Annotated in this window: 23 protein-coding genes; 12 read left to right on the top strand and 11 right to left on the bottom strand. The window is 56.5% G+C overall.

The annotated features are described in order from the left end of the window. The first annotated feature begins 607 nt into the window (after nt 1-607). Nucleotides 608-1,885 (top strand): DUF5677 domain-containing protein, encoded by a 1,278-nt coding sequence (locus JFU47_RS31415; protein ID WP_201188229.1) that lies wholly within the window; start codon nt 608-610, stop codon nt 1,883-1,885. 85 nt (nt 1,886-1,970) lie between these two features. Here JFU47_RS31415 and JFU47_RS31420 read toward each other — a convergent pair whose 3' ends face one another. Further along, entirely contained in the window at nt 1,971-3,920 is a 1,950-nt protein-coding gene (locus JFU47_RS31420; RefSeq protein ID WP_201188231.1) for an AAA family ATPase, read from the bottom strand. 658 nt (nt 3,921-4,578) lie between these two features. Here JFU47_RS31420 and JFU47_RS31425 point away from each other — a divergent pair. The 4 genes from JFU47_RS31425 (at nt 4,579) to JFU47_RS31440 (ending at nt 7,777) form a co-directional block, all read left to right on the top strand. Further along, a complete protein-coding gene (locus JFU47_RS31425; RefSeq protein ID WP_109636033.1) occupies nt 4,579-4,797 on the top strand; it encodes a hypothetical protein in 219 nt (72 codons plus the stop codon). Between the two features lie 125 nt (nt 4,798-4,922). After that, nucleotides 4,923-5,231, top strand: coding sequence for a hypothetical protein (locus tag JFU47_RS33695; protein ID WP_123366410.1), 309 nt, complete (start codon nt 4,923-4,925; stop codon nt 5,229-5,231). Between the two features lie 751 nt (nt 5,232-5,982). Further along, nucleotides 5,983-6,807, top strand: a complete 825-nt coding sequence (locus tag JFU47_RS31435; RefSeq protein ID WP_201188233.1) for a phage protease — start codon at nt 5,983-5,985, stop codon at nt 6,805-6,807. 109 nt (nt 6,808-6,916) lie between these two features. Beyond that, a complete protein-coding gene (locus JFU47_RS31440) occupies nt 6,917-7,777 on the top strand; it encodes an AarF/UbiB family protein (RefSeq protein ID WP_201188236.1) in 861 nt (286 codons plus the stop codon). Nucleotides 7,778-7,792: 15 nt separating this feature from the next. On the opposite strand, the gene JFU47_RS31445 is transcribed toward JFU47_RS31440, so the two are convergent. The 6 genes from JFU47_RS31445 to JFU47_RS31470 all read right to left on the bottom strand — a co-directional run bounded on the left by JFU47_RS31445 (nt 7,793) and on the right by JFU47_RS31470 (nt 15,680). Beyond that, the gene (locus JFU47_RS31445) at nt 7,793-8,251 is read right to left on the bottom strand and encodes a GNAT family N-acetyltransferase (protein ID WP_140679963.1); all 459 of its coding nucleotides are present in this window, start codon (nt 8,249-8,251) and stop codon (nt 7,793-7,795) included. Between the two features lie 156 nt (nt 8,252-8,407). Next, nucleotides 8,408-9,811: a purine-cytosine permease family protein gene (locus JFU47_RS31450; RefSeq protein WP_201188238.1), complete on the bottom strand. Its 1,404-nt coding sequence runs from the start codon at nt 9,809-9,811 to the stop codon at nt 8,408-8,410. Between the two features lie 50 nt (nt 9,812-9,861). Then, nucleotides 9,862-10,602: a TorF family putative porin gene (locus JFU47_RS31455; RefSeq protein ID WP_201188240.1), complete on the bottom strand. Its 741-nt coding sequence runs from the start codon at nt 10,600-10,602 to the stop codon at nt 9,862-9,864. 110 nt (nt 10,603-10,712) lie between these two features. Continuing rightward, a complete protein-coding gene (locus tag JFU47_RS31460) occupies nt 10,713-12,455 on the bottom strand; it encodes an amidohydrolase (RefSeq protein WP_140894205.1) in 1,743 nt (580 codons plus the stop codon). Between the two features lie 18 nt (nt 12,456-12,473). Continuing rightward, the gene (locus JFU47_RS31465; RefSeq protein WP_201188242.1) at nt 12,474-14,342 is read right to left on the bottom strand and encodes an amidohydrolase; all 1,869 of its coding nucleotides are present in this window, start codon (nt 14,340-14,342) and stop codon (nt 12,474-12,476) included. Nucleotides 14,343-14,657: 315 nt separating this feature from the next. Continuing rightward, entirely contained in the window at nt 14,658-15,680 is a 1,023-nt protein-coding gene (locus tag JFU47_RS31470; protein WP_201188537.1) for a helix-turn-helix transcriptional regulator, read from the bottom strand. A gap of 309 nt (nt 15,681-15,989) precedes the next feature. Between JFU47_RS31470 and JFU47_RS33215 the strand changes: the two genes are divergently transcribed. From JFU47_RS33215 to JFU47_RS31500, 7 genes are all read left to right on the top strand, one after another. Next, on the top strand, nt 15,990-16,289 hold the full coding sequence (locus JFU47_RS33215; RefSeq protein WP_242485192.1) for a hypothetical protein: 300 nt from the start codon (nt 15,990-15,992) through the stop codon (nt 16,287-16,289). A gap of 199 nt (nt 16,290-16,488) precedes the next feature. After that, complete coding sequence (locus JFU47_RS31475; RefSeq protein ID WP_201188244.1) at nt 16,489-16,836, top strand: metalloregulator ArsR/SmtB family transcription factor; 348 nt, start codon at nt 16,489-16,491, stop codon at nt 16,834-16,836. Between the two features lie 23 nt (nt 16,837-16,859). Continuing rightward, nucleotides 16,860-18,143, top strand: coding sequence for an arsenic transporter (locus JFU47_RS31480; RefSeq protein ID WP_201188246.1), 1,284 nt, complete (start codon nt 16,860-16,862; stop codon nt 18,141-18,143). 29 nt (nt 18,144-18,172) lie between these two features. Further along, nucleotides 18,173-18,643, top strand: a complete 471-nt coding sequence (locus tag JFU47_RS31485) for an arsenate reductase ArsC (protein WP_201188248.1) — start codon at nt 18,173-18,175, stop codon at nt 18,641-18,643. A gap of 13 nt (nt 18,644-18,656) precedes the next feature. Beyond that, nucleotides 18,657-19,349 carry an arsenical resistance protein ArsH gene (gene arsH, locus JFU47_RS31490; RefSeq protein ID WP_201188257.1) on the top strand — a complete coding sequence of 231 codons (693 nt, stop codon included), beginning with the start codon at nt 18,657-18,659 and terminating at the stop codon, nt 19,347-19,349. Continuing rightward, the gene (locus JFU47_RS31495) at nt 19,333-19,434 is read left to right on the top strand and encodes a NapC/NirT family cytochrome c (protein ID WP_342215406.1); all 102 of its coding nucleotides are present in this window, start codon (nt 19,333-19,335) and stop codon (nt 19,432-19,434) included. The genes arsH and JFU47_RS31495 overlap by 17 nt, the downstream gene beginning before the upstream one ends. A gap of 64 nt (nt 19,435-19,498) precedes the next feature. Beyond that, nucleotides 19,499-20,209 carry a class I SAM-dependent methyltransferase gene (locus JFU47_RS31500; RefSeq protein ID WP_201188259.1) on the top strand — a complete coding sequence of 237 codons (711 nt, stop codon included), beginning with the start codon at nt 19,499-19,501 and terminating at the stop codon, nt 20,207-20,209. Here the strand turns inward: JFU47_RS31500 and JFU47_RS31505 are convergent. The 4 genes from JFU47_RS31505 to JFU47_RS31520 all read right to left on the bottom strand — a co-directional run bounded on the left by JFU47_RS31505 (nt 20,178) and on the right by JFU47_RS31520 (nt 24,285). Further along, complete coding sequence (locus JFU47_RS31505; RefSeq protein ID WP_201188261.1) at nt 20,178-20,756, bottom strand: eCIS core domain-containing protein; 579 nt, start codon at nt 20,754-20,756, stop codon at nt 20,178-20,180. The two genes, JFU47_RS31500 and JFU47_RS31505, sit on opposite strands and share 32 nt — an antisense overlap. A gap of 230 nt (nt 20,757-20,986) precedes the next feature. Beyond that, nucleotides 20,987-22,135, bottom strand: coding sequence for an L-threonine dehydrogenase (gene yiaY / locus JFU47_RS31510; protein ID WP_140679976.1), 1,149 nt, complete (start codon nt 22,133-22,135; stop codon nt 20,987-20,989). A 293-nt stretch (nt 22,136-22,428) separates the two neighbouring features. Further along, on the bottom strand, nt 22,429-23,175 hold the full coding sequence (locus JFU47_RS31515) for a tetratricopeptide repeat protein (RefSeq protein ID WP_201188263.1): 747 nt from the start codon (nt 23,173-23,175) through the stop codon (nt 22,429-22,431). 153 nt (nt 23,176-23,328) lie between these two features. After that, nucleotides 23,329-24,285, bottom strand: coding sequence for an AraC family transcriptional regulator (locus tag JFU47_RS31520; RefSeq protein ID WP_201188265.1), 957 nt, complete (start codon nt 24,283-24,285; stop codon nt 23,329-23,331). Nucleotides 24,286-24,432: the final 147 nt, after the last annotated feature.

Below are 24,432 nucleotides of genomic sequence, written 5' to 3' on the forward strand. Positions count from 1 at the left end.
CAGACCGGGGAGTACGAATCCGGCGCGCCCGAGGGCGCCCTGCGCACAGCTACCAAGAAGTGCAGGCATTAAATGACCTGACTGTCTGGATGCAGATGCGCTTCGTAAACCACGAGCTGCTAAACCCGATCACTGATGGGCAGTGACACGAATCAAGTTACCGAGGGCCCCCAAGGCGCACAAGCCGGCGGATTCTGGCGCAGCCGTAGGCAACGGCGCAAGGTTTTGTAGCTTTCAGGACGTAACCTTGAGGGCGCTTAAACAAGCACCCTATGGAGATGTTTAAAAATCTGATGCACGCTTCTTGCGCGAGGTGAAACCTTGAGAAAATCGTGGACGCATCCGACATATTTTTAAGGTTGAGCGTCGCAGGTGTGGTGGGTAGTGTGAACTCTTGAATCAGTCTGATTCCGGCCAAAATCGGACGTTGGTTTTCTACTAAATTCATCATCCACTAACAGTGGACTCGTTACCGGCTTTGTCGTCATCATGAAGGGTGACTAGCCCCTGTCTACTTGCGTACGGGGGGACAATGAAATGTTCTTATTTGAAACGGAAGTCGACAGTGAAAAAGCCGTGTGGAATACAGGAACAATTGGATAAGGCTATGGAGCAAACCGTAGCACCCGAAAATGTTTTGCCGATGGCTATGTCTAAGTCGGTTAAGCGGCTGGGTTTGGCCTGCGACGAGTCCGACTTGAAAGCGTTGATAAATGCGCTTAGTAATGCCGAAGATGGCAGCATTAAAATTGATTTAGATATCCCATGCTCGTTCGGCAAGACAGGAGAAGAAATACAGGCCACGATTACCTGCCTTATAGAGGATCTAAAAGACACAATTAAGGAGGTCGGAGCGCAAATAACTGAAGCTTTACCACCGGCTGTCCAAGTTACATTGGAGAAGATGGCCGATTTAATCGGAGTGGAGCTACACACCCAAGCGATGGAGCACACTGAATATCTTAATAAAACACAGGAGTTGCGCGCTAGCACAGTTGAAAAGCTTTGGGGGAAAGCCGTAGATCAGTTAAATATGCTAAGACATCTAGTGGTAGAGTGGGACGGGACTGCATCTGCAATTAAGAGTGGGCCGTACGCCAATCCGAACACTGCACTCGCGTTGAATAGAGTAGTTTTACGAGTATATAGCGTAGTCGGTGAAGTCATAGCGCTTGCACGAGCTGGGTATGCCGATGGTGCATTAGCGAGGTGGCGATCAATTCACGAAATTTGTATTGTTGCGATTTTTTTGAGCAAACAATCTGATAAGTGTGCGCAAATGTACTTGGCACACAGCATAATTGACGAGTTGAGACTGGTTGAGTCAGGTTGTAGTGAGGGTACGAATGGGGCTAAGAATAAAGCGGATGAAAAATATTTAAGTTCGCTAAAAAATCAGAAGCGGCAACTGGTAAAAATTTTTGGCCCATCCTTTGCCAAAGATTTGGGATGGGCAGCGGTAGAACTAGGTCGAGCAAGAGTCACCTTTCGAGAGTTGGAAGATTTTGTTGAAATGGAGATGCTGAGGCAAGGCTATCAGTACGCTAATAGTGCGACTCACGGAGGCGCACTAGCAGCTCTAACAAGAATTAGTTTGGGGATGAATGTCGAGTATAGTGACGAGATCTCACCTGCCTTCGGATGCGAAGTAGCTATGGGCTACGTCGCGGGGTCTCTATCAACATTGATTGCAGAACTTTGCGTAGAAACAGAAAGCGCCGATCTTTTAATTATGAATATGGTTATTCAAAATTTTTCTTCGGATGTTCGTGAACACATCAAGAATTCAAAAAAGAAACTCTCTCGGATTACTCCTCGAGTTAGGTTTCAGCTTCAGCAATCGGAAAAATCTCTCTTCAATGCTAGAAGAGGGAAGAGAAATTGAGAGTAAAAACGAAAAGGGGACGGGTTTGTTTTCCCAGGACAAAAAATAAACCTGTCCCTTTTTCTGCTCACAGGTATCCGTAAAGCTAACCTCTTGGTTTATTAGCGCGAGTCTTTCTAATAATTGGAAACAAGAAGTCAGTTAGCTCATTCATCCACGATGGAGTATTCAACACGTCCGCAATCTCAGCATATTTGAGAGCAAACTTAACTTTAAATCTAGGTAAGTTGAATAATTCTTCCATACTGCGTTGCTCAGTTGTCCGCAAATCGAACGCCAACCCCGCAGGCCAGTCTTCATGATCATGATTTATCGCCTCCAAGAGAGGCCCGACGTAGTCCCCAAAGTCTGGATCACTTTCGAAGCTTCTAAGTGTGGTTATAAAATCGCTGGGTATTAGTGTGTCCTCAATAACCGTTGGAGGATGATATTCAGTATTATTTGTTGATTTCAGCATTGTTCTGCTTTCATCGATGTCATTATGTATGCGCTTGATTTGAATTTGCTTTATCGATTCGCTAGCATCATATTTTTCAAATGCCTTATCAGTGTCTAGCAGTAAAAAAACTTTACCCTTAATGTCGTCTCGATGGTCATCAAGAGCCATCTCCAAGTATCTAAATATTTTCTTAACGTGCTTAGAACCACCAACTGGCAGAATAAATAATTTTTTTCTCGATAAATAAAAGTCGAGATAAATCTTGTCTGCCGAGCCTTCGCAAACTATCCACCTATAGTCATTGCCTGTTATAGAAGCTATCATTGACTGAACGAGATCGTTTAATCCTTTAAGCTCTATGTCCGAAGGTAGCTTTCCTTGCGTCGTTTTTCTAAGCTTTGCAATGTCCTCCCTGAAGCATCGCAAATCAATCATTATTAGTTCGCTTTCAAGCTTAGGGCAGTAAATGGCGACACCGTCAGATACAATCGGCATGAATCCGTACCAATGGGTAGTGACAATTGTCTGGACCCGAGCTTGAGAGATGTCTTTCAATTTTTCGAATTGTTCAAAGCACGCGGAAACATGCAGGGAAAGCTCGGGCTCATCTATAGCAAATATAACATGATGCTCCCTGGTTGCTTCAGTCTCTAAAAGAAACGCTCTTGCAATATCGATCAGAGCTTGTCTTTTTTCTCCAGAACTTAGATTGTTTACTGGAACACTATCTTTCCCCACCGTTTTCGTAAGAATTTTACTATCAAAGAAAGCTTCTATGATTTTTTCTGTTAAGTGCGATTGGTTGAATAGGTTCTGTTTTTTTGCAGGTTTTTTGTATTCGTAATTTTCAAGTGTATTGGAGATTTCTGCTAGGAACGCATTGAGCTTCTGGTTGATGTCGGTGACTGTCGCTTTTTTTACTATATTTCTGACTATCTCCTCAATTTTTGTTCCTAGAAGTGCTTGGACTGTTTTGCTTTCTATCTTTGTGTATTCTTTGAAATTGATCTCGGATGGAACGTATATGTATTGGTATGTTGTTTGCACATAGTAAAATAGGGCATCTTCAAACCCTGTCCAATATGGATCATCTTTAAGAGCCCCAAATTCTTCCAGAGATTCAAATATTGAAAAGTACGAGCCGGGCGCTGCACCCGCCGCTGTTTTAATCAGCCCTAAAGGTAGAAGGTAATGACTATGAACTCCGTAACCACCACTCAGTAAAACATCTCTATTGGAACAGAATTCGCTAACAGGTTTCGGCGATGAATTAAATTCTTGCGGGGTTGCCGACCATGCCATTTCATTTATTTTCTCAAGAAAATCGTCATGTTCCTCGTACTCGAAGTCAAATGAACCCTTTTTTATAAGAAAAATAGGACAAATGTACGGTTCCCTCTCGGGATACCCTTTCGTCAAACTGTGATTCAGATTCCATTCTGTTGAATTAAAGAAACTATCAAGCGCCTCTAGAACAGAACTCTTACCTGAGCCATTTTCGCCAACTATTGCTGAAAACATACTGCCGTTAGAAAGAGGTATGTAATTTATATTTTGGTATGTTTTGTAATTTCTTAATAACAGCCCTACGATCACATGCTTCTCCTTGTAAATGCGCCGTGCCAGCATGCTAGCAGATTGCCTCAGTAAAGCATTTTTTATAAAGGCGCCTCTAAGAGCGTTGCGTGTCCTGGCCAATGCCAATCATTGTCGTTGGGCTGCGGAAGAGGCCTCGATGGATACTGGTCCTCCGGTCTGCATCGGCATACCACTAGCCAGAAAACCGGTCCTAGCTGTTTTTTTTGAAGCGGTTTTACTTGCGCGAGAGTGTTAGAGATAAAACTCTCAACAATCAAAATCGCGACGCCGAGAATGGGTGCATTTTGGTCATCCGCTGAAATGCTGTGATGACTGTCTAAAATGGTCGATTTCTGCCTATCGCGAAGGGCGGCAATCCACATTTGATGAACAATCGTCAGGTACGTAGTAACTCGATATCGCCAAAGCAGGCCTGAGTCGAACGTCCCCTAATGGCCGTTCTCTGCCGGTCGTCATTCCCACGTGCGCTGGTCAAGTCGGCTGCAAATGACTGGTCAGTTGTGATGCAGATGGGGGGCAAGTCCGTGCAACTCCAAAAGCCCAGCCGCCCGCTGGGCTTTTTACTGCCCGCTCATCTGCTCAGTCGCACACTTTCCACCTGCCAAATTCAAACTATTACGGCCCAGAAAAGCTGGACCTCATTGGTGAGGTGGGTATGTCTACCGATTCGAGTTTTCAAAACCAAACACAAGGTTCTGTTCCATCCAAGCCTGAGCCAGGTTCAGATGAGCCGACGCTAGATCCAGACGATCCGAACAAATACGATCCGTTGAAAAATCCAAGCGATGATCGTCCAGAAGACTGGAAGGATCCTGGTGAGAGGACTACCCCAGAGGCGGATGAACAGACACCGCTTTCTGACGATAGGAGATAGGAGAGAAAGCCCGGCCAGTGAGCCGGGTTTTTCTTCTCCGTTCGTCCACTGCGCTGCACTTGTAACGCTTTGCCGTTTCTCATGTTCAAGCACGGACATCCCGCGCATCAGTACGGAGGTTCAGCATGGACATTGACGAGAACGCACCTGGCAACAAATCACAGCAGCCCGAAACGCGCACGACGGACAACGAAACCGGCCATGACCCCAAGAGGGACGAGCCCGAAGTTCCGCTGCCTCCAGACGACGAGGCTCCTGTCGACGAAGACATGACTGACGTGGATGCAAATAACTCGGTGTCGAGTGAGCATCCAGAAGCTGGACAGAGCGGTCGAGTCGATAACCCTGACGCCGACCCACAGATGGACGATCAGGACGAAAACGATAAGGAAGCTCGCGGTATGCCTGCGAGTGACCCTGAATCAGGTGCCTGAATTAGTTCGGATGATTTCCGATGCCCGCTCAACGCGGGCTTTTTTACGCCTCGAGTTTACCTGTAGCCAGGGCAGCCCTTGGGAAGGCCTGGACGTCGATGGCCGGATAGTGCGACGTACGGAATCAACACCGGCGACCCCCGTACCCTGACCTCACATGCTTTCGGGGTGGTGCGAGACGGGATCAGCGAGACCGATGCAATAGGGCGTTGGCGCCGTGAACGTCTTCGGCAGACAGCGGGATTTAGAGCAGTGAATAGCCGCTGGGTTCGTACACGCGTCTAATGCCTGCTTTTGGCCGGTTGCTACCGGATACAACTGGCAGCTATTGGCCGACTCGTGCCCTCCATCACGGCCCGCTTCGGGTCAACAGCCGTCCATTGTAACCAGCAGTAATCGCCCAGTTTCCACCACTGAAACCAATGGCTCTCCCCGTTAGCTATAGCTCAGACCAAGACCAGACCCGAAGGCTTTACACAGTCGTCTTAGAAGGCACAAGCAACGGTACACTGCGTGTCGGCTCACGGTTGAGCGAACAATACGACGTAAATGCTTTATAAAGCCAGTCAGCCGCATTGCGCACCACTGGCTCTCCTCATCATCACTTCCCATCTCATCTCGCTCATCAAAACCATCACACCCGCCGCGAATCTCGCCTGGCACTCCCACCCAAACCCTTTAAACCCGATTAAAAGCCCCAAGCCACCTTCAAGCCCACGCTCTGCTCATTACTCCAGTGCAGCGCTCAACCATGAAACCCCTCCACATCTTCAAACCCGGCACCCACACCGCAATGTGTGGCACCAGCTTCAACTTCACCGAATCCGACCTATCCGCCACCGTCGCCGCCTACAACCCATCGCTCCACGAAGCCCCCATGGTCATCGGCCATCCTAAGCACGACGCCCCAGCCGCCGGCTGGATCAAATCCCTATCAGCCACCACTCAAGGCCTCATCGCCGAGCCCCAACAAGTCGACGCCACCTTCGCCGAACAAATCGCCAAAGGCAGCTACAAAAAAATCTCCGCCTCCTTCTACCACCCAGACGCCGCCAACAACCCCGTGCCCGGCGTCTACTACCTGCGCCACGTCGGCTTCCTCGGCGCCCAACCGCCATCAGTAAAAGGCCTACGCCCCATCGAACTCGCTGACGACGAACAAGGCGTCATCGAATTCAGCGACCACGGCCACTACCTCAGCGCCGACCTCTGGCGCCGCTTCCGCGAATGGCTCATCAGCCAATTCAACAAAGACACCGCCGACCAGGTCGCCCCGTCGTGGGCCATCGACAGCCTCGCCGACACCGCCCGCCAACCAGAACAGCCCATGGCCACATTCACTCAACCCAAAGACCTGGGCGACTTGCTGCAGGTCGAAGTTAGCCCCGGCTGGCCCCGCTCCAAGGCCACGCCGCTGGCCGGCACCGACAACTCGCTGGGCCAGATGCAGGCCAAAGTCGCCGGTAAATACCGCTTCAACCACCCACGCGGTGCCGTCCTGTTGGCCTATGGCAAGTCAACCTTTGGCGTCTCGGAAAGCACCGATGCGGCGTACGTGCAGCCAACCCAGCGGTAAAAAATCAACTCCGTGAGTAAGGGTCTGCAGCGCCCTGCCGATATCGACAAAGCGTCGCGCTCTTTTGCCGGCGTTTTATGGACCGCAAAGCATTTAGCAAGGACTTTACATGCGTCACCTCCGACACCTTACTTCCCCTCTGAATCCGCAAAAGATTGCCGACGTCACGTTCCATTTCGATTCGTCTGATCAGAACGAACTGGTGACGGTGCTCCAGCGTTTTTTTGCCGAGCCGGATCAACATGCCTTGCTGGATATTCCCGAGGAAACCCGCCGCGTGTTCCTGCTCGAAGGTGAGCGCAAATGGGTGTTGAAACACAACCACCTGACCCACTGGAAAAAGCAGCTGCAGAATTTCCTGGGCCTCAAGCGTGTGTTCGGGCTGCATGACCTGACCAACGAATTCATCAATCTGTCCGTTGTGTCCGCCAAGTCAGAATCGTCGCCCAGAGTGGCTGCATTCGGCCATGTCGGACGTTTTCCTTTTCTCAAGGAAGAGTATTTGCTGGTCAGTTTTTTCGACAACCATTGCAGCGTCGATGATCGACTGATCGCCCAACCCGAGCAGGCACAAACGCTGCTGTCGGACATTTTCCAACTGTTTGGGCGGACGCTGATCGAGGGGTTTGTACACATGGACCCGCACCCCAAGAATATCCTGATCGGCCCCGATGGCAGGCTGCGCCTGATCGATTTCGAATGCTGCGCGCATTCGGTGCTGGATCACGACTTCAGCCTGGGTTTTCTGCTGGGTTACTTCTATCGCTTCTGGTTCAACAAGTTCATATCGGTTGAACACTACAACGCGTGCTGTGAACGCTACCTGAAGCATCAGCACCCAGCATTGAACCGTGCAGTTTTCCAGGCGGTGTATGAACGCTTTCGGGACCGTGATGTTTCCCGTAGCACCCGTTACCGCATCCTCACCTGCCCCAAGGCCCAAGCTGCATTCCTGCACGAGTTGATGTAACCGGCAGCGGTTGGCTCAGCCTTGTTTCAAATCGAGGCAGTAGGTGTAGTAACCCGTATCGCGCACATAGCCCAAGGATTCATACAACCGTTGCGCGCCGACATTGTCCGTGGCCGTTTCCAGCACCATGCCTTTTGCGCCGGTCAACAATGCAAAGGCTCGCGCAGTGTTCATCAGCAACCTGCCGACCCCTTGCCCTCGGGCGGCGGGTGTTGTGAAGAGGTCGCCGAGCAGCCAGGTGCGGTGCGCGTCGATGGAGGAGAACGTCGGGAACAACTGGACGAAACCCAGCGCCTCTCCGCTGGGGGCCTGGGCGAAGAAGATCGCGGATTCATCCCGGGCAATGCGCTCGGCGATGAAGTCGCGAGACTGCGGCAGGTTCGACGGCTGGCCGTAGAAACCTCGATAGGCGTCGAACAGGCTGGCGATTTTATCGAGGTGGGATGCGTCGGCGCGCAGGGCCTGGATGTCCATGTTGACCGTCTCCTTGCGGATTGATTTGATGTACGGGAACAGGGAATGTAGATCAAAAGATCGCAGCCTGCGGCAGCTCCTACAGGTGTACGCCGTCCCTTGTAGGAGCTGCCGCAGGCTGCGATCTTTTGGGATTCACCCAATCCTTAAGGCCTTTCAGTTCCGCGCAGGAGCCACCGCCGGCATTGATGTCCTGGCCAGCCCGTAATAAAGAATCCCCGGCACCACCAGACCAACGATCCAGGAAATATCGACACCGCCGAGCTGCGCGACCATCGGCCCGGAGTAGAAGTGCGTATCGACAAAGGGCAACTGGATCAATACACCCACGACATACACGCTGATCCCGCGCATGTTCCAGCGACCATAACGGCCCGCCGGGTCGGACAACGCCGGGATGTCATAGCGTTCTTTGTTGATGAAGTAGTAATCCACCAGATTGATCGCGCTCCACGGTGTGAAGAAGGTCAGCAAAAACAGGATGAAGTACTTGAAGGTGTTGAGAAACGAGTACTGGCCCAGCAGCGCGAGCGTGGTGGACGCCGCGACAATCACCAACACAAACACCATCCGCTGCCGGGCGGAAATCTCCAGACGACTGCGGAAACCGCTGATGATGGTGGCCACGCACATGAAGCTGCCATAAGCGTTGAGCGTGGACACTGTGACCTTGCCGAACACCACGCTCAGGTACAGCAGGGACGCCATCACACCGGTACTGCCCAACCCGACGATGGTCGCCACCTCATGACCGCGGAAGTTCGCACCGGCCAACGCCGCGGCGAACACTCCCAGCACCATGGACGCCTGGGCACCCAGCACCGTTCCAAGCCCGACGGCAGCAAACGTCTTCCACGACGAAGTCTTGCTCGGCAGGTAGCGTGAATAGTCCGCCACATAAGGGCCAAAGGCGATCTGCCAGGAAGCAGACAACGACACCGCCAGCAGGAAAGTACTCCAGCCGAAATGACGGTTTTCCAGCAACAGGCCGATATCGTTGAGGGTCATCAACCGGGTAAACAGATAGACGAAGGCGATGATGCCCAGCACGCTGGCCACCCGGCCGACCACGTGGATGACCCGGTAACCGAAGATCGTCAGAAACGCGATGCAGGAGGCGAAAATCAGGATGCCCGCGCTGTCGCTGACATGAATCAACTGGGCAATGGCCTGCCCTGACAGCACTGCGCCGGTGGCGCTGAAACCGAGGTACATCAGGCACACCAGTACAATCGGGATGGCCGCCCCATAGACCCCGAACTGCACACGACTGGAGATCATCTGCGGCAGCCCAAGCTTCGGTCCTTGCGCCGCGTGCAGGGCCACCACCGCCCCGCCGAGCACCTGGCCGATCAGCAAGCCGATGAGCGACCAGAACACATCGCCGCCCAGCACCACGGCCAGGGCGCCGGTGACAATCGCGGTGATCTGCAGGTTGGCGCCGAGCCACAGGGTGAACTGGCTGTAGAGGCTGCCATGACGCTCGGCCTCGGGGATGTAATCGATCGAACGTGTCTCGATCAGGGGACTTCGCTGCTGACTATCGCTGACCTTGGTCATTACGCTGTTTTCCTTTGAGGCGCTTGTTTTTATGGTGTGGACTCGAACGCTTAGAACGCCTTGCTGGCACTGGCAACCACAGTGGCGGAGCACAAATCGCCATAGCCGTACCAGCTCGTGCATTCGCTTTTCGACAGGTCGGTATCAATGTAGCTAAGGCCCCAGGTCACGCCCACGAAGTCACGGGTCAACTTGGCTTCCCACTCGCTGTAGGCATCACGGCTTTCGCCGCTGGCGGACCAGAAAGCCGGGTCTTTGACATCGTTGCGACCCACGCGCAGGTCCAGGCCGATTTCGGCCGGCAATTCGATTTTGTAGCTGAGGTAGGTGTAAAGGGTGTCTTGGTCCTCGCCAAAGAAGTTCGGCGTATCGTTTGAGTAGTTGGCGCCGAGCTTCACGCCATAAACGTCAAGGACGGCGTAGACCTCACTCAGGTTGAATTGGCCCTCTTTTGGATAGTCGTACTTGATGTACCCCAGATCGAGGCTGATGGCCTCGGTCGCCTGCCAGTAGTAGCCCGCGTAATACTCGAGTTCCTGCCGCGTCTTGAACTCGCCGCCGAAGTCGACATTCGAGGTCCAGGCGCCCACGTACAGGCCGCTGCTGTGTACCAGCGTGGCGCCGGCCTGAGCCGCCGGATCACCCAGGGTTTGCGAAATGCCACGGGTGCGGTAGTCGCTGACGACTCCCAGGGTCATGTCCAGGCTGAAGTCATCGTTAAGTGGCAGTGCCTGGGTGGTCAGGGGTGCCAATACAAGCGCGGCAAGGGTCAATACTGAGCGTGCGTTCATACAAGTCTCTTATTTTTATGGAGGTGCGGGTTATTTCAGCCACGGCGATGCCGAGCCCCTCGTCATACGAGGAGCCAGGCGTCTTTTGCGTGGTGCGGGTGAAGGGAGAGTCAGGACGCGGGCGCGTACACCTCTTTACCGGCGAAGAAGGTCTTCAGGACCTTGGTGTCGAACAGTTCGTCATCGCTGACCTTGAAGACATCACGGTCGAGGATGATCAGATCGGCCTGTTTGCCAGGTGTCAGCGAACCAATCTGCTGCTCCAGGCGCAGGGCCTTGGCGGCATTGAGCGTGTAGGCGTAGAACATGGTCTGGCGATCGATGCTTTCCTTGGCATTCAACACGCCCAGCGGCCCTTTGCGCGTGCTGGCCTGAGCGATGGCGTTCCATGGATTGGGGCTGGACACCGGCCAGTCACTGCCACCGGCGATGACCGCACCGGCGTTATGCAGGGACTTGGCGGGATACTGATAACCGTAGGCAAATGCACTGATATAGGGTTTGACGAGCTCGACGGTGTAACTCTCGCCGGTGGCCCACAGCAATTGCATGGAAGCGATCACGCCAAGTTGCTTGAAGCGCGGAAACTCTTTCGGGTTGACCAATTGCAGGTGACTGATGCTATGAGCCACCGGTGTCGGGTTGAGTTTGCGCGCGTAGGCAAAACCATTGAGTGATTCACGCACCGCACGGTCGCCGACCGCATGCATGTGCACAATCCAGTCACGCTTCTCTGCTGCCACGACCAACTCACCGAAGTGCGCGGGGTCGATCAGCAATTGACCGTTCTTTTGGCTGTTCTTGAAGGGAACGATGACCGCGGCGGTCTGCCCCGGAAACTCGAGAACGCCGTCAGCGAAGACCTTGATGCCAGGAAAACTCAGGTTGGGTACGCCCTCGAATTTCTTCATCACCTTGGCCAGCACTTCCAGGTCGGCCGGTCGGCTTTTCGGGTTGGCCAACAGCAGCGCGGCGACGTGGGCATTGAGCTCGCCCTTCTCTGCCAGTTCGCGGTAAAGCGGCAGCACGCCGTAACTCTGCTCGGTTGCCTTGAAATCGAACAACGAATCGCCACTGCCGGCATTCGCCGCCGCGTCCATCCAGGCGGTGACGCCGTATTGATTGTTGACCCTTACTGCCTCGCGGGCGGCTTTCAACATGACCTCGTCGCTGGGCGCGGGGATCTGGCTGCGTACCTGGTCCCAGCGCGACTCGGCAAAATATCCATTGGGGGTGAAATCCCCGTCGTGCCCCACAAAGCTGCGATCCTGTTCCGAGAGTCCTTTTACCAATGTCGCGTCGATTTTCAGACGCTTGAGCATGGCGTTGTTGGCCCAGCCGGTGTGGCCGTCGATCCCGCTGAGGACCACCGGTTGATCCACCCAGCGTCCCTGATTGAAGCGCTGGCCCAGCTCACGGCTTTTGTCCCAATAGGCCGAACTCACCCCGGCGATGCTGATCACGTCACCGGCGCGGGCAATGCCCGCCTGATCCTGTTCGATAATCCACTGTTCAAGCGCCGGCAATGGCTTGACCTCGTCGAGCAGGTTGGCCCCCATGCTGTTGAAGGCGGCAACCACCGGGTGGCTGTGGGTATCAATCATTCCCGGCATCAGCACCTTGCCCGCCAGATCGATCCGTTGCGTGCCGGTGTCGGCCAGGGCGTTGATCTCGGCATTACTGCCCACTTTGAGAATCTTGCCGTCTTGCACGGCCACCGCCTGGACCAGTCCCTGACCGGGTTCGGCGGTGAAGACCTTGCCGTTGAACAACACCAGGTCAGCGGCGGCCATGGCTTGCACCGAAGAAAAAGCCAGGGCTGCGGCCAACAGGTTTGGAATAAATCGCTGCATCGGAACACTCTCTTGTTTTTATTGGGCTGGGCGGGCGGCTGATGCCTGGGACAACGCCTTCGGATCAAGGCCAACGAACGGCGCCTTGGCCCATACGACCTGGCCGCCCACGACCGTCAGCAGCACGTCATTGCGGGCCAACTCCTCCTCGGGCACCTGCATGAAGTTCTTGTCCAGAACGATCAAGTCGGCGAACTTGCCCACCTCGACTGAGCCGACCACAGCGTCCAGTTTCAGCTGCTCGGCAGCGTTCATGGTGATGGTGCGCAGCACTTCAGAGCGCGACAGCGCCGGGGCGGCATTCAGCCTCCCCGCATACTTGGGGCCGTAGCTGTGCGGGTTCAGCGGATCGCCAGAGCGGGTAACACCGATCTTCAGCGCCAGGAACTCGTCGAGCGGGTCGACGGGCCAGTCGCTGCCATACGCAACGCGGCCGCCGGCACGAGCGATGCTGCCGGAAGGCTCCATGCGGGCAAATCGCGTAGCCCCCAAATGCTCGTTGGTACCGTCGACCGTAGAGGGTGCCTGCTGGGCCCACTGGAAAGACATATTGGCGGTCACGTCGAGCGCCTTGAAGCGCGCGTAGTCGGCAGGGTCCACCGACTCGTTGTGAGTAATGGCCGGACGGAAGCCATTGCCGGGCAGTTGCTGGCGCACGTATTCGATGCCGTTCAGTGAGTCACGCACCGCGCGGTCTCCGGTGGCGTGAAGGTGCGGATCGAGGCCGGCCTGAACGGCCTTCAGCAGCAGCGGGTTGAGCACTTGCGGCGGGAAGTAAAGCTCACCGGTGTTCTTGCCGGGTGTCCACTTCGGCGCCGTATCGGTGCCGGCGTTGCGCAGGTACGGCGTCAACATGGCACCGGTGTCGGCCGGCGCGTTGATGATGCCGTCCATGAACAATTTGACGTGGCGCATGCTCACGCCCGGCGCCGGTTTCGCTTCGCCCTGGTCGTAAGTGGTGGCCAGTGCCTTGGCCTCAGCGATGGTTTTGTCCGGGTCGGCAGCGGCGGCCGCAGGGTCAAGTTTGATCGCCAGCAAGGCCCGGGCCGTCAGCTCACCCGACTGCTGCAGGGTGGTAAACGCTTTGCCGTTTTCCGGCCCCGACAAGGCATCGAAGAAACTGGTGATGCCTTGCTGGCGCATGGCGTCGAGCGCCGCGCGGGTCTGATTGAGTTTCTCTGTGTCGGTGGCGGGCGGCACCACGGCGGCCATGGCCTCGGCGGCTCCGTCTTCGCAGATGCCGTTCGGGTTGCCGGCGCTGTCGCGCACGTACTTGCCATCACCGGGATTGGCCGTGTGCTTGTTGATGCCGGCGACCGCCAGACCGCGGGAGTTGGTCAGTACCGTATGGAAGTCGGTGGAACGGACTTGAATCGGACGGTTGGTCTTGAGCGCGTCCAGTGTCGACTTGTCGGGGTCGCCGTCGAGTCCGGTCATGCCAATGCGGTCCCAGCTGCCCACTTCGAGCCAGACATCGGGGCCTTTGTCCTTGTCGGCATCCAGGCACGCCTGAATGGTTTCCTGGAAAACCTTGCGGGTCATCGTCTGGTATTTCAGGTCGCACAAGGTCATGGCGCGGCCTCCGTCTCCCGGATGCATGTGCGCATCAATGAAGCCCGGCATCAGCATGCGACCCGCCAGGTCGATCAACTGGGTCTGCGGGCCGACGTAAGAGGCAACCCCTGCATCGCTGCCGACATAAACGATCTTCCCGCCCGTGACGGCGATCGCCTGCTGCACGGAATTCTTGCCGTCGACGGTGTAGACATAGCCGTTGCGCATGACCATGTCGGCGCCTGTCGAAGCGTGTGTCTGACACCCCACCAGCGCCACACAGGAAAATGCCGTTGTCGCGGCAACGGCGATAAATAGCCTGGAAAATTTCAACTGCCTCACCTCTATTTTTATAGTTTTGGAAGTGGCCCGAACGGACGGTCGCAAGCCCCTGATATGCAGGGCATACCCTATAGAGCGCGGCCGTCGGATGGACCTCCACAAATGAGGAGGGGTAAGGCAAATACCAGTCAGTTGAGCAGCAACGCATACCTCGTAGCAGCTGCCGAAGGCTGCGTCCGGCTGCGCAGCAGTCGTGAAATCAGACTATGCGGTGCACCAGACTCACCGCGCACTCAGGGTTTACGACTGCTGCGCAGCCGGAAGCAGCCTTCGGCAGCTGCTACAAGGACTGCGTTATGGCGCTGCTTAATTACGACGTGCAGTTTCCGCAAGCGAGGTCGATGAGCGCAGGACAGAACCCAGTTCCACTTTGCTCTTCACGCCGAGCTGCAAGTAGCAGTTGCGCAGATAGGTGCGCACTGTGGCCGGACTCAGTGCAAGGATTTTGGCAATTTCCTTATAGGAATGGCCGGCGGCGAACAGCATCGCCGCCGTGCGCTCGCGTGGCGCCAGCACCGCCCCGCGCGACTGTGATTCGAGCGACAGAATCACATGCTCGGCGTTAGGACTCAGCGTCAGCGCACAACGACCGAGGCGAATCACACACGGCGCTTTTTGCAGTTGCGCGATGACCTCCGCGGGAAGCATTGAACCACTCCACCCGGGCAACTCGCGCTGAATGGCGGCGCACAGACTTGCGCCCACATACAGCAGACTGCCATCCATCCGGGCGACCCCGAAGTCACTCGCCCCGTTGCCCGTGTCGCAGCGAATCATGTCCTGCACCTGAAAGCGCCACAGCTGCAACAGATGGTCGCAGAACGCCGAAAACAACCCGGCCTCGCTGTCATTGAAAGCCGGTGCATGAAGGCCACGGTAGAGACAGACGAAGAACATCAAGCCGCTTTCAGGGAGCTCGAAGGTGATGCACATCAGGTGGTAGAGGTCGTGTCGCCGTGCGAAGTCGTTCACCTCCTCGCAGGGATCGGTGAACCCACTGTCGCGCACCACTTCCCCGGGTTGACTTAAGGTCTCCTGGGAAAATCGGTCGCTGACTGCCACTTTGTGCCATTCGACGGCAAACGACTCAGGCAGATTGATCCGCCCGTGCATCCAGCTTTGAGGGGGTGTGCTGGCGTCTGACGTCGACATCTCGCCCCACCATGCCGAAGCGAAGGGCACCAGTTGACGGAAGGCCTGCAAGCCGTCGGCGATGAATTGGGAGGCGCCGCGATCTCGAGCAAGCCGCCCCAGGTGCAACACGCAACGATTGAACGCCTTTAGCGTTGCCATCGACGTGTTGGCGCCGACCTCATTACCCTCCTCCATTGTTTTTATCCTGTTTACTACATGGCGTATTTTTTCGACGATGCCATAGGCGCGGTTATGGCGTCCAGCGAGCGCTGTTGCTGCGGGAGAGTTCTGGTGACTGGCAGCGTTCGGCAATAGCTGCCCGAAGGCCACGCTGTGCGCAAACGGATCGCCGCTCGCTGTCGTACGGTTTACTCCGGCTGTCAGCAAGAATGACTCAAATGCGCTAATTCCGCTAAACCGACCCAAGGGCCGGCACAACACCGTCTAATCTGAATAGAGCACGACCACAACAAGCCTCTAGCCTCTTGATACAGGGGAGATGGGATGACCGGAAAAACAGCGCGCCGATGCTCGTCATGGGGCCTGCTCTCCCTGCTCGTCATCAACCTGGCGCTGACAGCGGGATGTGCAGGCAAAGCTTCCACGGCTCGCTATTCGGCCTCAAGCATAGGCGACAGCTGCTATGCAAAAGCGCTCCCCACTGCCGGCGAGGGTGGCCTGGCTTGGGGCTCCACCTTGAACATGGCTCGCAAAAAATCCCTGAGTAATTGCATACGCTATGCCGGCCGATCCGGTGGCACGCCCGATACCTGCAAAGTGGTGTTGGCCGAATGCAAAAATTAAGTGAAGCGGGCCGTTCGGTTCGCGGTCAACCACCTGAGCATCTGAAGCTTTAGGCCCGGAAGCAGCCATTCACTGAATCAAGCCCCCTTGGCAAGGTCACTTGCGACAGGTCGTCTTCCTGACGTCGATCTGATTGGGTTTGCTCAATACATATGGATAGCCGTATATTCGGATAACCACATGTATCGAAGACGCCTCCATGCTGAACCCTGCCGCCGTATTCAAATGCCTGTCCGACGAAACTCGCACGCGGGCCACCTTGCTGATCACCCGTGAGGGAGAGTTATGCGTTTGCGAACTGGTCTGCGCCCTGAACGACAGCCAGCCCAAAATCTCCCGCCACCTCGCGCAGCTCCGGGCATGTGGCCTGCTTCTAGACCGCCGTCAGGGTCAGTGGGTGTATTACCGGCTCAACCCCGAACTGCCAAAGTGGGTTCGTAGCCTTCTTGAGACAACACTGGAAGCCAACGCCGATTGGCTTGAGGCAAACAGCACTCGACTCAAAGCGATGAGCGACCGTCCTCTCAATACTGCCGCCTGCTGCTGACTCATCACTCGTCGAGACTGCTCATGTTTACTGCGTTCGCTATTTTTCTCGTCACCATTGTGTTGGTCATTTGGCAGCCCAAGGGACTGGGTGTCGGCTGGAGCGCCTGCTTGGGGGCTGCTCTTGCACTGATTGCAGGCGTCGTGACGCTGGACGATATTCCACTGGTGTGGGGCATTGTCTGGAACGCCACCGCTACGTTTATCGCGGTCATCATCATTAGTTTGTTGCTTGACGAGGCAGGCTTCTTTCAATGGGCCGCATTGCATGTGGCACGCTGGGCCAAGGGCGATGGTCGTCGCCTGTTCGCTTTCACGGTGCTACTGGGCGCAGCCGTTTCCGCCCTGTTTGCCAATGACGGTGCGGCGCTGATACTGACCCCCATTGTCATTTCGATTTTGCTCGCCCTGCGCTTTTCCCCAGCGTCCACCCTGGCGTTTGTGATGGCGGCGGGCTTCATTGCCGACACCGCCAGCCTGCCCCTGGTGGTGTCGAATCTCGTCAATATCGTTTCAGCCGACTACTTCGGCCTGGGTTTCAGCGAGTACGCTTCGGTCATGGTCCCGGTCAATTTCGTTGCCGTGGGCTCCACTCTCGGGATGCTGTATTGGTTTTTCCGTCGTGACATACCCGAACGCTATTCACTGGATGACCTACAAGATCCACGACGTGCCGTGCGAGACCCGTTGACCTTTCGCGTCGGCTGGATTGTTCTGGGTTTGTTGCTGATTGGGCTGTTTGCGCTGGAGCCTCTGGGCATTCCGATCAGTGCCATTGCGGCTGTCTGCGCCGCGATGCTGTTCGCCGTTGCGGCGCGTGGGCATGTGATCTCAACCCGACGTGTGTTGCGTGAAGCGCCATGGCAGGTCGTGACCTTTTCGCTGGGCATGTACCTGGTGGTTTATGGGCTGAAAAACGCTGGCCTGACAACCTATCTGACGGTGGCCCTGAACTACTTTGCCGATTTCGGCCTGTGGGGCGCCGCGTTGGGTACTGGTTTTCTCACGGCGTTGCTGTCATCCGGCATGAACAACATGCCTACGGTGTTGGTGGGTGCGCTGTCGATCCAGGCCAGTGACGCCACCGGCGTGGTGCGTGAGGCCATGATCTACGCCAATGTCATCGGCTCTGATCTGGGCCCGAAAATCACGCCTATCGGTAGCCTGGCAACACTGCTCTGGTTGCATGTTCTGGAGCGCAAGGGCATCCGCATTACTTGGGGTTACTACTTCAAAGTGGGTGTCATTCTGACGCTGCCGATTCTGTTCATCACCTTATCTGCCCTGGCCTTGCGCCTGGGCGTTTAGCACCTGCCCGTCTGGAAAGAGGAGTTGCCATGCGCGTTCTGTTCATGTGTACCGCCAATAGCTGTCGCAGCATTCTGTCCGAAGCGATGTTCAATCATCTCGCACCGCAAGGTTTCCAGGCGATCAGCGCCGGCAGCTTCCCCAAAGGACAGGTTCTGCCGCGCAGCCTGACCACCCTGCAAGAAGCCGGGATTGCGATCGACGGGTTAAGCAGCAAAGGGAACGACGCCTTCGAGGCCAACCCGCCGGACATTGTCATCACTGTCTGCGACAAGGCCGCCGGTGAGGCGTGCCCGGTCTACTTCGGGCCGGCTTTGAAAGCCCATTGGGGATTGGAGGATCCATCAGGCGTGAAGGGTGACGAAACGGTCGTCGCCGCTGCATTCCACTCGACGCTTGCGCGCATCGAAACACGTTGCCGGGCGTTCCTCGCCCTGCCCTTCGCCCAACTTGATCGCGATGTACTGAAACGCGAACTCGACCGCATCAGCACACTGTAACGGGAGCCCCCTCATGACCCACTCACTGCCTAATCTCGACGCGTCATTGATTCAGCCCATTGCCAGTGACGACGGCCGACACAAACCACGAATCCTGTTGCTGTACGGGTCGACCCGCGCACGGTCATTCAGTCGGCTGCTGGTCGAAGAAGCAGCCCGTCTGCTCGAACACTTCGGTGCAGAAACGCGGATCTTCAATCCATCGGGACTGCCGCTACCGGATGACGCCCCCAGCGATCACCCGAAAGTTCAGGAATTGTTTGAGCTGATGCAATGGTCTGAAGGACAGGTCTGGTGTTCACCCGAGCGCCACGGCTCCATGTCTGCCGTATTCAAGGCCCAGATTGACTGGGTACCGCTGGCCTTGGGCGCCGTTCGCCCGACCCAGGGGAAAACGCTCGCCGTCATGCAGGTCAGCGGCGGTTCCCAATCCTTTAACGTGGTGAATCAGCTTCGCGTGCTGGGACGCTGGATGCGGATGTTCACGATCCCTAATCAATCTTCCGTGCCGAAGGCTTATCTGGAGTTTGACGAAGGCAACCGCATGAAACCGTCCTCGCTGTATGACCGGGTGGTAGACGTCATGGAAGAACTGGTGAAGTTCACGTTGCTGCTGCGCGAGCGCCCGGATCTGGTTGACCGCTACTCGGAACGCAAGGAGTCAGCGGAAGAACTGACTCAACGTGTGAATCAACGGTCGATTTGAATTCTGCGTCGTACGAGCCTGTATCGACTGCCACAAGGGCATCGCTCACAAGCTGCCCGATATGAGCGGAGTGAAAGGCTGGTAAGGATTTCTCGATCCATCCGCACATGTCCTATCCTTTTATCCAACCCACAACGCCGGTCACCGACATGCCCACCCCCGAATCCACCCTCCTGCAAAGCTGGCACCACAACGCCCATTCCTGGGTCGAAGCCATCCGCACTGGCGCCATAGAAAGCCGCCTCAAGGTGACCGACCAGGCAATCCTGCTGGCGGTACTGGGCCGCCAGCCCGAGCGCGTGCTCGACCTGGGCTGCGGCGAGGGCTGGCTGTTGCGCGCGGTGGCTGAACGGGGCATCAAAGCGGTCGGTGTGGATGGCGATGCGACGCTGGTCGAGGCGGCGCGGGCGGCGGGCTCTTCGCCGGTGCATCTGGCGAGCTATGAAGAGTTGGTGGAAGCAAAGGTCGACATCGGCTGCGACTACGACCTGATCTGCGCCAACTTCGCCCTGCTGCACCAGGACATCATCCCTTTGCTCGCCGCCATGAACGCCCTGCTCGCCCCTGGCGGCGCGCTGGTGATCCAGACGCTGCATCCGTGGACCGCTGCGGCGGGCGACTATCAGGACGGCTGGCGGGAAGAGACCTTCGCCGGATTCAAGGGACAGTGGCAACCCATGCCGTGGTACTTGCGCACCTTGTCCAGTTGGTTCAATGCGCTGGACATGGCCGGTTTTCAGTTGATCGGCCTGCAGGAGCCGCAGCACCCGCAAAGTCCTGTGCCGCAGTCGTTGCTGTTGGTGGCCGAGCGGCGGGGTTCGCTACTCATCAGTAAGTCCCTTGCCGCCCCCACCGCCTGACCTCAGCCTGTATGGCATAAGCCGGCGCCTCCACCGCATTGAAATCCTGTGTATACCGCTGGGCAAATCCCTCTACCCCCCATTCCTGATACTGCTGCACATGCTTCAATTCGTGAGCCCAGAGCGCGATGTCCTGTTCTGCGCTTTGAGCGTCCCGGAAGAGGATGATGTCGATCAGCGTCACGGCACCGACATCGGGGTTTTGCAGCATGGCTGTGGCGGCGTTGAATTGGCCGTTGTCGCTCACTTTGTAGCGCGCAGTATCGAGGACGCTGGGGTCGTACCAGCGCAGCAGTTGCTCGCGGATGTGCGGTGGAATGGGTTGGATGCCGGCGCTGGCTGCGTCAGCGCGGGCTTGGGTCAGCCACATCGCCAGGGCCGGTGCCGCGATCTGGTAGAGGTCATCAGGCACCCGGCCTGGCAGGCAGATGCAGCCGTCCAGGCACACTTGTGTCTCGCCGGCTGGGCAGGCGTTGGTCTGGGCTGGCACTTCAAGCGTCAGGCAAAGAACAAACAGCGCCACCAGGCGCGTGATAATGGACGGCATTGGGCGCTCCAGGGACGGACGCTGCGCGGGTCACAATTGATCGACGATCCGCATGGCTTTAGCGTAGCCCCGAAACAAGCGCCCCCAAGATAATCGCAGGAAGTGGCAGACCACTGTTACCTTGAATCCACAGTCGATAGCGGTCAGGTAACCCGCGAAGAACCCAAAAAAAGCCCCGCTCTTCAACCGAAGGCGGGGCTCTTGATCTGGCTGGCGTCACTTCACACCGGTTACATCGCGGTATGGAAAATCTGCTCGATCTCGTCCTGATTCGCAGGACGCGGATTGGTAAAGCCGCAGGCATCCTTCATGGCATTGGTTGCCAGGATCGGGATATCGTCGGCCTTGGCGCCCAGTTCGGCGAGGCCGCTCGGAATACCGACATCCGAAGACAGTTTACGGATGGCGGTGATGGCCGCGGCGGCGCCTTTTTCCGCATCCAGATGCTGGGTGTCGACACCCATTGCGTTGGCGATGTCTTTAAACCGGGCCGGACATACGCTGGCGTTGAAGCTGGCGACATGGGGCAGCAGGATCGCATTGCAGACGCCGTGAGGCAGGTCGTAGAACCCGCCCAGTTGGTGCGCCATGGCGTGGACATAGCCCAGCGAAGCATTGTTGAAGGCCATGCCGGCAAGAAATTGCGCGTAGGCCATATTTTCCCGGGCAGTCATGTCGTCACCCTGGGCAACGGCAGTGCGCAGGTTGGCCGAGATCAATTCCACGGCCTTGAGTGCACAGGCATCGGTGATCGGCGTTGCCGCAGTCGACACGTAGGCTTCGATAGCGTGGGTCAGCGCGTCCATGCCGGTGGCGGCGGTCAGGCCTTTGGGCATGCCCGCCATCAGCGAAGGATCGTTGACTGACAACAGTGGGGTGACGTTACGGTCGACGATGGCCATTTTCACGTGCCGGACTTCGTCGGTAATGATGCAGAAACGGGTCATTTCACTCGCCGTGCCGGCGGTGGTATTGATCGCGATCAACGGCATCTGTGGCTTGGCGGATTGATCCACGCCTTCGTAATCACTGATGTGCCCGCCGTTGGCGGCGCACAGGGCAATGCCCTTGGCGCAGTCATGGGGTGAACCGCCGCCCAGGGAAATAATGAAATCACAATCGCTGCGACCCAGCAGCTCAAGGCCTTTCTCGACATTGCTGACCGTCGGATTCGGTTTGGCGCCATCAAACAGGGTGGAGTTGATGTCCTGCTGGGCCAGAAGGCTGGCTACCTTGGCGGCCACGCCGGCTTTGGCCAGGCCTGCATCAGTGACGATCAAGGCTTTACGGAAACCATATTTGCGGATTGCGAGCATCGCTTCGTCGAGACTGCCAATGCCCATCATGTTCACGGATGGAATGAAGAAGGTGCTGCTCATGATAAATCCTCTTTTATTCTGGAAACCCGAAAATCAGGTGAGGTCTTCTACTCATATCGCAGGCTGTGAGGCGGGTCTGATTGTCATCATTGACGACGTTCAGCGGGAGACGTGCTGCATCAAGTGTTCAGGCGAACAGTGTTTTAAGATGCAGAGGTGAATGGGCCATCGCAGCCGGTATCTTTTGATCATGGGATTAACCCTAAACCTATGACGCCAGACTGGAATGGTCCTTTAGCTTTCATTGGCACCTCCTTTAGTACTGGGAGGTAATGCGCAGGACACTCAGAAACTCAACCGTGCACCAGGTAGGCTCCTGACGGAACCCGATATCGCAGCTTCTTGCATTTGCCAGGTTTGGGCTGATGCCCGGGCGGGCGATCAGGAAACCAGATTCGGCATTTCCCCGGAGGCGGCCAATGGCCGCGGGGAATCTCACCCTCATCGTACGCGGGCTCTGGCTCGACGGAAGCCACTGGCAATTCTCCTTCGGGCCGTGGCCTGCCAGCCATCGGCGAATCCGATACCCTCTCTGCCTTTGCGCTAGCGAAGTTGCCAGCGTTGAGTTGTTCAGCAGCGGCCATTTCTGCTTCGCGGCGCTTTTGGGCATCCTCTTCGAGCCCCTTCTGTACGGCGACCAGGTCCTCTTTGGCGTTGGGTGAGGTACTCGAAGCCTTGGCCTGCTGCGCCGCCTGGATCAATTGGAAGTTGCGGTTGCGTAACTCGACGTTGCGACCAACCCGCATGTTCGAGCGCGCCGCCAACGTTTCTGCCTGCTGGTACTGCCCCTGCTGAAGACGCAACACACCAAGGTAATGCAGCGTCGCGGGATTGTTCGGCTGGATATGCAGGGCACGCTCCAGCGTGGCAGCGGCTTGATCCAACTGGCCATTTTCATACTGTCGCGAGGCGGTTTCGATTAGCGTGGTTGATGCGCTGTTACTTTGCGAGGGCGCCTTTCGCTCGGCAGCAACCGAGCAAAGCGACGCGACGGCGCAGAACACCAGGATGAGACCCGGCAGAAAACTTTTGGTTGGCATCAGGGGGGCGGACTCGGCTGATCTAGGACGGCACTGCAAACAGGCCACCAGCGCTGCTCGGCATCGCCGATACAGGGCCCCTGTTGACCTGGCCAGTACCCTGAAGTTCCCGCTGCAACGGCCATTGCCGAAGGCGTGGAATCTGCAGCCTGCTCACGCGGATTGTCTGCGCCAGGTGCCGGGTGATGTGCCGAACTGGCGTTTGAATGCGCGACTGAACGCGGCTTCGGATTCGTAGCCAACCGCAAAGCCAATTTGCGCCACATTACCCCGGCCTTCGCGCAGGTGTTGAGCCGCCACATGCATACGCCAGAGCGTCAGGTATTGCATCGGTGGCTGTCCGACCAATGCCGTGAATCGCTCCGCGAATACCGAGCGCGACATGCCCACTTCAAGCGCCAGGGCTTCTGCCGTCCAGCCCTCGGTTGGACGAGCATGGAGCAGCGCCAGTGCGCGCCCGACATGCGGATCTCGCAAACCCGCCAGCCACCCGCGCCGCTCAGCCGGGAGGCTCGCGACATACTGGCTGATGGCTTCGACGAACAGCAATTCGGATAGCTTGGCAATGACCGTAGCCGAGCCGACTCGCCCCGCCGCAATCTCACTGACAGCGAAACGGAATGAGCTTTCAATCCAGGCTCCCGAAGCCGTCGCGCGGACATCTAACTTCAATAAGGAAGGCAGCGACGAAAGCAGCGGACTGAACGGTGTTTCAGAGCCGAGGAATCCACACAATAACTGTGTGGCCTCGCCGCCCCCGCCGTACTTGATTCTTGAAATGCCGCCGACTTCCGGCAGCTGAATAACTTCGCGCCCCGACATGGGCGCAATGCTTAGGTCACTGCCAAAAGTATGAACGTCATTGCGAGGAAGCAGAATGAGTTCGCCTGCCCGCACGTCGAGGGTGGCGCCATCGTCGATTCGTAATTGCATGTGCCCCGCGGCGACAAAATGCGACGCAATGACATGTCGAGGTGCCGCCAGGAACGGCTTGCAATCGTCCGCTGAGATTCTTCCGTTGATGCACCAGGGCGCGGTGAACTCCGCCTCGAGGAAGACCCCTCCAGACAGCCGAATCACCCGCAAGACATCAGACAGTGCATCCAACAATTGCCAGCCCTCCTTTCCGGAGTCCGGAGCATGTAATCAGGCGCACTGGTCATTCGCCGCCTGAACTGCAAGGCCTAGATTAGCACCAACGCGGACTCAGTGATCGAGGCTGTCCCAAGAGGCTTAACCCATGCTCATTGGCTCCGA

The organism is Pseudomonas sp. TH39(2020), from assembly GCF_016650715.1.
Classification (GTDB): domain Bacteria; phylum Pseudomonadota; class Gammaproteobacteria; order Pseudomonadales; family Pseudomonadaceae; genus Aquipseudomonas; species Aquipseudomonas mandelii_C.

What these genes read in the sequence shown, in the direction of transcription:
- JFU47_RS31415 (WP_201188229.1), top strand. Translation starts at nt 608, where the DNA reads ATGGAGCAAACCGTAGCACCCGAAAATGTTTTGCCGATGGCTATGTCT.
- JFU47_RS31425 (WP_109636033.1), top strand. Translation starts at nt 4,579, where the DNA reads ATGTCTACCGATTCGAGTTTTCAAAACCAAACACAAGGTTCTGTTCCA.
- JFU47_RS33695 (WP_123366410.1), top strand. Translation starts at nt 4,923, where the DNA reads ATGGACATTGACGAGAACGCACCTGGCAACAAATCACAGCAGCCCGAA.
- JFU47_RS31435 (WP_201188233.1), top strand. Translation starts at nt 5,983, where the DNA reads ATGAAACCCCTCCACATCTTCAAACCCGGCACCCACACCGCAATGTGT.
- JFU47_RS31440 (WP_201188236.1), top strand. Translation starts at nt 6,917, where the DNA reads ATGCGTCACCTCCGACACCTTACTTCCCCTCTGAATCCGCAAAAGATT.
- JFU47_RS31445 (WP_140679963.1), bottom strand. Translation starts at nt 8,251, where the DNA reads ATGGACATCCAGGCCCTGCGCGCCGACGCATCCCACCTCGATAAAATC.
- JFU47_RS31450 (WP_201188238.1), bottom strand. Translation starts at nt 9,811, where the DNA reads ATGACCAAGGTCAGCGATAGTCAGCAGCGAAGTCCCCTGATCGAGACA.
- JFU47_RS31455 (WP_201188240.1), bottom strand. Translation starts at nt 10,602, where the DNA reads ATGAACGCACGCTCAGTATTGACCCTTGCCGCGCTTGTATTGGCACCC.
- JFU47_RS31460 (WP_140894205.1), bottom strand. Translation starts at nt 12,455, where the DNA reads ATGCAGCGATTTATTCCAAACCTGTTGGCCGCAGCCCTGGCTTTTTCT.
- JFU47_RS31470 (WP_201188537.1), bottom strand. Translation starts at nt 15,680, where the DNA reads ATGGAGGAGGGTAATGAGGTCGGCGCCAACACGTCGATGGCAACGCTA.
- JFU47_RS33215 (WP_242485192.1), top strand. Translation starts at nt 15,990, where the DNA reads ATGACCGGAAAAACAGCGCGCCGATGCTCGTCATGGGGCCTGCTCTCC.
- JFU47_RS31475 (WP_201188244.1), top strand. Translation starts at nt 16,489, where the DNA reads ATGCTGAACCCTGCCGCCGTATTCAAATGCCTGTCCGACGAAACTCGC.
- JFU47_RS31480 (WP_201188246.1), top strand. Translation starts at nt 16,860, where the DNA reads ATGTTTACTGCGTTCGCTATTTTTCTCGTCACCATTGTGTTGGTCATT.
- JFU47_RS31485 (WP_201188248.1), top strand. Translation starts at nt 18,173, where the DNA reads ATGCGCGTTCTGTTCATGTGTACCGCCAATAGCTGTCGCAGCATTCTG.
- arsH (WP_201188257.1), top strand. Translation starts at nt 18,657, where the DNA reads ATGACCCACTCACTGCCTAATCTCGACGCGTCATTGATTCAGCCCATT.
- JFU47_RS31500 (WP_201188259.1), top strand. Translation starts at nt 19,499, where the DNA reads ATGCCCACCCCCGAATCCACCCTCCTGCAAAGCTGGCACCACAACGCC.
- JFU47_RS31505 (WP_201188261.1), bottom strand. Translation starts at nt 20,756, where the DNA reads ATGCCGTCCATTATCACGCGCCTGGTGGCGCTGTTTGTTCTTTGCCTG.
- yiaY (WP_140679976.1), bottom strand. Translation starts at nt 22,135, where the DNA reads ATGAGCAGCACCTTCTTCATTCCATCCGTGAACATGATGGGCATTGGC.
- JFU47_RS31515 (WP_201188263.1), bottom strand. Translation starts at nt 23,175, where the DNA reads ATGCCAACCAAAAGTTTTCTGCCGGGTCTCATCCTGGTGTTCTGCGCC.